Below are 508 nucleotides of genomic sequence, written 5' to 3'. Positions count from 1 at the left end.
ATCAATCCCACCGGAAAGTTCGTCATTGGCGGACCTCACGGTGATACCGGTCTTACCGGGAGAAAGATCATCGTAGATACCTACGGCGGAAAAGGCGCCCATGGTGGAGGTGCATTTTCGGGAAAGGATCCGAGCAAGGTTGACCGATCTGCAGCTTACGCGGCACGTCATATTGCGAAAAACCTGGTGGCCGCAGGTGTAGCCGATGAAGTGCTGGTACAGGTTTCTTACGCTATTGGCGTTGTGGAGCCCACTTCTATTCTCGTGGAAACTTACGGATCCAAAAAAGTCGATCTCTCTCATGGGGAGATCGCTCAAAAAGTGCTTGAGATCTTCGATATGAGACCATCGGCTATTGAGGAGAGATTAGGACTTAGAAATCCGATCTACCGCGAAACCTCAGCTTACGGACATTTTGGAAAGGAACCCCGAACAGAAAGAAAAGTTTTTAGAAGTCCCTACAACGGAGAAAAGACTGTGGAAGTAAAATTGTTTACCTGGGAAGAAC

The 508-nt window shown here is 48.6% G+C and carries 1 protein-coding gene; it reads left to right on the top strand.

Annotated features, from left to right (window positions below; all coding sequences use genetic code 11):
* A partial coding sequence (locus HC176_RS16085; protein WP_167920017.1) for a methionine adenosyltransferase domain-containing protein occupies positions 1 to 508 on the top strand: 508 nt, incomplete at both ends.

It is taken from the genome of Tamlana crocina (assembly GCF_012037625.1).
The sequence above is the reverse complement of the archived record's forward strand: the minus strand, read 5'-3'. Positions and strand labels throughout refer to the sequence as shown.